Raw genomic sequence first — 6,004 nt, forward strand, 5'->3', positions numbered from 1 at the left:
CTGCACGGCGGCCAGGCCGACGTCACCTTCCACTACGGGCGGGCGGGCGACGACGTCATGGTCGGCGACTGGGACGGCGACGCGCGCGACACGCTCGCGGTCCGTCGCGGGGCCGACTACCACGTGAAGAACTCGGTCACCGCGGGCGACGCTGACCGCGTCATCCGCTACGGCCGCGCGGGCGACGTCACCCTCGCGGGCGACTGGGACGGGGACGGCACCGACACCTTCGCCGTCCAGCGCGGTCGGACCTACCACGTGAAGAACTCTCTGCGCGGCGGCGACGCCGACCACGTGGTGACCTTCGGACGCGCGGGCGACGAGGTGTACGTGGGCGACTGGGACGGCAACGGCACCGACACCATCGGCGTCCGACGTCCGGCCTAGGAGGCCCTGCACCCCCCGCCCAGCAAGCGCCGACAGCCGGATTCCTCGGGAGGCCGATCTCGGCGATGACCTCGGCCACCGACGCCCCCTGGCCGGTGCCGACGTTGAAGACGCGCTCCTCGCCCTGCCCGAGCCGGTCGAGGGCAGCGAGGTGCGCGTGGGCGAGGTCGAGGACGTGGATGTAGTCGCGCACGCAGGTGCCGTCCGGCGTCGGGTAGTCGTCGCCGAAGATCGTCGGCCGCTCCCCACGCGCGAGGCGGTCCAGCACCATGGGGACGAGGTTGAGGACGGCGGGGTCGCCGAGGTCGGCCCACCCGGCGCCCGCGACGTTGAAGTACCGCAGGCTGGCCGAGCGCAGCCCCCAGGCGCGCTCGGCGTCGGCGATGAGCCACTCCCCCACGAGCTTCGTCTCGCCGTAGGGGTTGATCGGCTGCGGGGTCGTGTCCTCGGTGACCACCTCGACGTCCGGCATCCCGTAGACGGCCGCGGAGGAGGAGAAGATGAGCCGGTCGGCCCCGACGGCCTCCATCGCGGCGAGGACGTTGGCCAGGCCGGTGACGTTCTGCTGGTAGTACCAGGCCGGGCGCTGGACCGACTCGCCCACCTGCTTGCGGGCGGCGAAGTGGATGACGCCGTCGACCTCGCGCTCGCGCATGACGAGCTCGAGGCGCTGCTGGGCGTCACCGTCGGCGACGTCGAGCTCGACGAGCGTGGCCTCCCCGACGCGGTCCTCGCGCCCCGTCGACAGGTCGTCGACGACGACGACGTCCTCACCCCGCTCCAGCAGCAGCCGGACGACGTGCGCGCCGATGTACCCGGCTCCGCCGGTGACCATGATGCTCATGCGCCCAGGCTACCGGAGCGCCCGGCCGGGGTCCACCAAATTCGAACAGGCTCGATCAGGCGGAGAAGCCCGGCGTGTGGTTGCGGCTGGAGCGCAGCCGCGCACCCTTGTCCTGAGCCTGCTGGCGCAGGTTCTCCTGGAAGTCGACCATCCGCGCCCGGAGCCGGATGTCGGCGTCCGTCGTCCCCGCGCCGAGGATCCGAGCGGCGAGCAGGCCGGCGTTGCGTGCCCCGCCGATCGAGACGGTCGCGACCGGGACGCCGGCCGGCATCTGGACGATCGACAGCAGGGAGTCCATGCCGTCGAGGTGGCGCAGCGGCACGGGCACGCCGATCACCGGCAGCGGGGTGACGGCCGCGAGCATGCCGGGCAGGTGGGCGGCGCCGCCCGCCCCGGCGATGATGACGCGCAGACCGCGCTCGGCGGCCTCCCGGCCGTAGGCGAGCATCGCGTCGGGCATCCGGTGGGCCGAGACGACGTCGACCTCGAAGGTCACGCCCAGCTCCTCGAGCGCGTCGCCGGCAGCCTCCATGACGGGCCAGTCCGAGTCCGACCCCATGACGATTCCGACGTCCATCCCGATCTCCCTCTCGCTCATCCCGCGTGCTCGTCCTCGCCGCGCAAGATCGCGACGGCGGTGCGTGCCTCGGCCCGGACGGACTCGAGGTCCTCACCGTAGACGGTGACGTGGCCGAGCTTGCGCCCGGGCCGCACCTCCTTGCCGTACAGCTCCACGCGCGCGCCCGGGCAGCGGGCGAGCACCTCGCCCAGTGCGGCGCCCGGGTCCGGCAGGGCGCTGCCGAGGAGGTTGACCATGACGCTCACCGGCGCGCGCGGCTCGGTCGGGCCGAGCGGCAGGTCGAGCACCGCACGCAGGTGCTGCTCGAACTGGCTCGTCGCCGCGCCGTCGATGGTCCAGTGGCCGGAGTTGTGCGGGCGCATCGCCAGCTCGTTGACGGCGATCCGGGTGCCGCCGTCGTCGGCGGGGTACTCGAACATCTCGACGGCGAGCACCCCGGTGACGTCGAGGCCCTCGGCGATGCGGGTGGCGACGTCGACGGCGGCGGCCGCGAGGTCGGGGTCCAGGCCCGGTGCGGGGGCGAGCACCTCGGCGCACACGCCGTCGCGCTGGATCGTCTCGACGACGGGCCAGGCGCGCATCTCGCCGCTCGGGCGGCGGGCGACGAGGACGGCAAGCTCCCGGGTGAAGGGGACGCGGGGGGGGGGCGCGCGTCGAGCCAGTCCCCGGCGTCGTCGGCGGCGGCGACGACGCGCACGCCCTTGCCGTCGTACCCGCCGCGGGCGGTCTTGACGACGACCGGCCAGCCGGTGGTGTCCCCGAAGGCGGTGAGCTCATCGCGGGTGCGGACCGCGGCCCAGCGCGGGCACGGGATGCCGAGCTCGCTGAGGGCGGTGCGCATGACGATCTTGTCCTGGGCGTGACGCAGCGCGTGCGCGCCGGGACGGACGGCGACGCCCTCGGCCTCGAGCTGCCGCAGCAGCTCGCCGGGCACGTGCTCGTGCTCGAAGGTGAGCACGCCGGCACCGGGGAGGATGCCGCGCACGGCGGCCTCGTCGTCGGCGCGGCCGACAGGCGCGTCCGGGACCACCTGGCCTGTCGAGCCGTCGGCGGCCTCGACCAGGACGCGCAGGTGCACGTCGAGCCCGATCGCTGCCTGCTGCATCATGCGGGCCAGCTGCCCGCCTCCCACGACTGCCACCACTGCTGCCACGGTTCGCGAGCCTACTGCCGGTACGCTGGCAAGGTGACCTCGTCCCACACCGCGGCGGAGCTGCCCACCGGCAGCCGGGAGGACCGCGAGGCGGTCGGAGCCCGGGTGGTGGCGGGTACCCGGTGGCTGCGCTGGCGACAGCGGGCGATCGAGATGCTCAAGTTCGGCGCGGTCGGCGGAGTCGCGTTCGTCGTCGACGTCGGGCTGATGAACCTCCTGCGCTTCGGCCCCGGTGAGGTGCTGGGTGACAAGCCGCTGACGGCGAAGGTGCTGTCGGTCGTCGTCGCGACGCTCGTGTCGTGGCTGGGCAACCGGTACTGGGCGTTCGCCGCCTCGCGGCGCGAGGAGCGCGGCCGCGAGCTCGTGTGGTTCCTCCTCGTCAACGCGGGCGGGATGCTCCTCGCCGTCGGGACGCTGGGCGTCTCGCACTACGTCCTGGGCTTCACGTCACCGCTGGCGGACAACATCGCCGCGAACGGCGTCGGCCTCGTGCTCGGGACCCTGTTCCGGTACTTCTGCTACCGCCACGTCGTCTTCACCGCCCGCTGACCCCGCCCCACCCCCTCCCGCCCCCTCACGACCCCCACCCCCCTCGCCGAGCGCTGAGTTGTTACCCGCCCAGCGGCGGGCAGGGCGGCGGGCGCGCTGCCTCCTGGTGGGAACAGCTCAGCTCCCGGCGTGACGGGGAGGCCCGGAACAACTCAGCTGTCGGCGACAGGGAGGCCGGGAGCGGGAGCCGGGGGGCCGGGGGGGCCGGGGCTGGGCGGGGCTGGGCCGCGCGAGGCGGGGGCGGGGGCTGGCTACCAGCGGCGGCGGCGGCGGCCCATGCTCACGAGGGAGCCCTGCGGGAGGACGACGGCGGGGTCGAAGGTCTTCGGCACGGCCGAGAGGAAGATCGCGAAGACCGGCGGGCGCCGCTGCGCCAGCTCCAGCCGTCCGCCGTCGGCGGCGACGAGGTCACGGGCCAGGGCCAGGCCGCGGCCGGTGCCCTTCCCCGCGGTGACGTAACGCTCGAAGATGTCGGGGGCGAGGTCGTCGGACACACCCGGGCCCTCGTCGCCCACCTCGATGACCACCCCGTGCTCGGAGGCCGAGGACCGCGCGCTGACCGTCGTCCGGCCCTCGCCGTACTTGAGGGAGTTCTCCAGCAGCGTCGACAGGACCTGGGCAAGCGCGCCGGGCGTCGCGAGGACCGCGAGGTCGGTGCTCTCGGGCAGCACGAGCTCGCGCCCGGCTGCGGCGAAGGTGGGCGCCCACTCCTCGGCCTGCTGGGCGAAGACGTCCTCGAGGCGCAGCGCCTCGGTCGTGCCGCCGCCCGCCTGCCGGGAGTTGCGAAGGAGGTCGTCGACGACGCCGGTGAGGCGCTCGACGAGCTCGAGGCTGATGCGGGCCTCCTCGGCGATGTCGTCGTCCGGGGCGATCGCCTGGATCTCCTCCAGCCGCATCGACAGCGCCGTCAGGGGCGTGCGCAGCTGGTGGGAGGCGTCGGCGGCGAACTGCCGCTCGGCCGCGAGCCGCCCGGCGAGGCGGTCACCGGTGCGGGTGAGCTCGGCGGCGACGAGGTCGATCTCCTCGATGCCGGACTTTCGCAGGTGCGGACGGACCTGGCCGGAGCCGATCTGCTCGGCGCTGGCCGCGAGGTAGATGAGGGGCGCCGCGAGCTTGCGGGCCTGCCGCCGGGCGACGAGGACACTCACCCCGAGCGCGAGCGTCGCGGCCACGACGACGAGCGCGACGACGCGCACGACCATCCACTGCACCTCGGCGGCGCGGACCTCCATCCGGACGGTCGCGCCGCTGGGGGTGGTCTCGAGGGAACGGATGACACGGCCCTCGAGGACGGGGCCGGCGACGAAGTGCCGGCCGAGGGAGTCCTGGACGACGATCCGCGCCTCGAGGTTGCTGTCACCCCCCACCCACGGGGCGAGCATCGCGTCGTCGAGCTCCTCGCCGTTGGAGACGCGACGCTCGACGGAACGCGCCAGCGACGACGCCCGGAGGTCCAGCGTGGCGCGCTCGGAGTCCCAGATCATGAGCCCGCCGAAGACGGCGAGCGGCACCCCGAGGAGCAGGACCGCGACGGTGACCGCCACGAGCGTCATCGTCACTGCACGACGACGCACGCTGCCTCAGCCCTCGCCGGAGGTCTCGAAACGGAAGCCCATCCCGCGCACGGTGGTGATGTAGCGGGGGTCGTTCGCGTCGTCGCCAAGCTTGCGGCGCAGCCAGGACACGTGCATGTCCAGGGTCTTCGTCGAGCCGGTCGGGTCCGAGCCCCACACCTCGCGCATGAGCGCGTCGCGGGCGACGACGGAACCGGCCTCGCGCACGAGCACGCGCAGGAGCTCGAACTCCTTGGCGGTCAGCTGCAGCTCCCGGGTGCCCTGGAAGGCGCGGTGGGCGGCGACGTCGACGCGCACGTCCTGGGCGTCGAGCTCGTCCTCGTCGGTGAGCTCACCCCCGGCGCGGCGCAGCAGCGCCCGCACCCGGGCGAGCAGCTCGGCGAGCCGGAACGGCTTGGTCACGTAGTCGTCGGCACCGGCGTCCAGGCCCACGACGAGGTCCACCTCGTCCGCCCGTGCGGTGAGCACGAGGATCGGGGTGGTCATCCCCTGGCTGCGCACCCACCGTGCGACGTCCAGGCCGTCCATGTCCGGCAGACCGAGATCCAGCACGATGAGGTCCATGCCGGAGGAGTTGTCGATCGCCCCCTGACCCGTGCTGAAGGCCCGCACGTCATAGCCCTCACGCGTGAGTGCGCGGGCCAGCGGCTCGGCGATCGCCGGATCGTCCTCGACAAGAAGTACGTTGGTCACGCCGCCATCGTAAAGGGTTCTCCGCGGCGGCGGGCCGAGTGCACACCGACGTTTGACTCACCCGATGCCTGCCCGGACGTGCCGACAGCCGGATCCCCGCGTGGCGAGGACCCGGCTGTCGGCGTTCAGCGGAGAGGATCAGCCGAGCTTGGCGGCGGACCGCACCTCCTTGGCGACGGGCGCCGGGCCGACCGGGCGACGGACACCGAGGGTGTCGGTGCCGT

General features: G+C 73.7%; 5 protein-coding genes and 1 pseudogene. 1 reads left to right on the forward strand and 5 read right to left on the reverse strand.

Going from position 1 to position 6,004, the window contains the following annotated elements; all coding sequences use genetic code 11:
- Positions 1-187 precede the first annotated feature (187 nt).
- The 3 genes and pseudogenes from galE to H9624_RS15220 all read right to left on the reverse strand — a co-directional run bounded on the left by galE (position 188) and on the right by H9624_RS15220 (position 2,919).
- Complete coding sequence (gene galE, locus H9624_RS15210) at positions 188-1,231, reverse strand: UDP-glucose 4-epimerase GalE (RefSeq protein ID WP_251840748.1); 1,044 nt, start codon at positions 1,229-1,231, stop codon at positions 188-190.
- A 55-nt stretch (positions 1,232-1,286) separates the two neighbouring features.
- Positions 1,287-1,829, reverse strand: a complete 543-nt coding sequence (purE, locus tag H9624_RS15215; protein WP_251840749.1) for a 5-(carboxyamino)imidazole ribonucleotide mutase — start codon at positions 1,827-1,829, stop codon at positions 1,287-1,289.
- Positions 1,826-2,919: pseudogene (locus tag H9624_RS15220) on the reverse strand (5-(carboxyamino)imidazole ribonucleotide synthase). Before H9624_RS15220 ends, purE begins: the two are co-directional and overlap by 4 nt.
- Before the next feature lie 252 nt (positions 2,920-3,171).
- On the opposite strand from H9624_RS15220, the gene H9624_RS15225 reads away from it, so the two are divergent.
- A complete protein-coding gene (locus tag H9624_RS15225; RefSeq protein ID WP_372435155.1) occupies positions 3,172-3,513 on the forward strand; it encodes a GtrA family protein in 342 nt (113 codons plus the stop codon).
- A 251-nt stretch (positions 3,514-3,764) separates the two neighbouring features.
- Here H9624_RS15225 and H9624_RS15230 read toward each other — a convergent pair whose 3' ends face one another.
- On the reverse strand, positions 3,765-5,066 hold the full coding sequence (locus H9624_RS15230; protein WP_286011294.1) for a sensor histidine kinase: 1,302 nt from the start codon (positions 5,064-5,066) through the stop codon (positions 3,765-3,767).
- 27 nt (positions 5,067-5,093) lie between these two features.
- Positions 5,094-5,780, reverse strand: a complete 687-nt coding sequence (locus H9624_RS15235; protein ID WP_251840751.1) for a response regulator transcription factor — start codon at positions 5,778-5,780, stop codon at positions 5,094-5,096.
- Between the last annotated feature and the right edge of the window lie 224 nt (positions 5,781-6,004).

This window comes from Oceanitalea stevensii (assembly GCF_014837105.1).
Classification (GTDB): Bacteria; Actinomycetota; Actinomycetes; order Actinomycetales; family Actinomycetaceae; genus Oceanitalea; species Oceanitalea stevensii.

Coding starts and splice junctions, on each gene's coding strand:
- galE (WP_251840748.1), bottom strand. CDS start 1,231: ATGAGCATCATGGTCACCGGCGGAGCCGGGTACATCGGCGCGCACGTC.
- purE (WP_251840749.1), bottom strand. CDS start 1,829: ATGAGCGAGAGGGAGATCGGGATGGACGTCGGAATCGTCATGGGGTCG.
- H9624_RS15225 (WP_372435155.1), top strand. CDS start 3,172: ATGAACCTCCTGCGCTTCGGCCCCGGTGAGGTGCTGGGTGACAAGCCG.
- H9624_RS15230 (WP_286011294.1), bottom strand. CDS start 5,066: ATGACGCTCGTGGCGGTCACCGTCGCGGTCCTGCTCCTCGGGGTGCCG.